Origin of the sequence: Pantoea sp. EKM103V (assembly GCF_011800365.1) — a bacterium.
In the GTDB taxonomy this organism is placed as follows: Bacteria; Pseudomonadota; Gammaproteobacteria; order Enterobacterales; family Enterobacteriaceae; genus Pantoea; species Pantoea anthophila.
In genome coordinates, this window is sequence record NZ_JAALFQ010000045.1 from 1 (window position 1) to 416 (window position 416).

A 416-nucleotide genomic window follows, 5' to 3' on the forward strand; every position below is an offset into this window, starting at 1 on the left:
GTGTGCTTTTGTGTACGGGAGTATCACCCTGTACCCTGCGACTTTCCAGACGCTTCCACTAACACACATGCTGATTCAGGCTCTGGGCTGCTCCCCGTTCGCTCGCCGCTACTGGGGGAATCTCGGTTGATTTCTTTTCCTCGGGGTACTTAGATGTTTCAGTTCCCCCGGTTCGCCTTGCAGCACTATGTATTCATGCTGCAATGATGCACTGAGTGCACCGGGTTTCCCCATTCGGACATCGACGGCTGTAGCGGTTCATATCACCTTACCGTCGCTTTACGCAGATTAGCACGTCCTTCATCGCCTCTGACTGCCAGGGCATCCACCGTGTACGCTTAGTCGCTTAACCTCACAACCCACAGGCGTTTTTCAACGCTGCAGACTGTAAGCATTTGAGAGACTCGAACATGTCG

The 416-nt window shown here is 53.4% G+C and carries 1 rRNA gene; it reads right to left on the minus strand.

The window, feature by feature from the left end:
- Nucleotides 1-352, minus strand: a 23S ribosomal RNA gene (locus tag HFD97_RS22050); the annotation flags it as partial.
- Nucleotides 353-416: the final 64 nt, after the last annotated feature.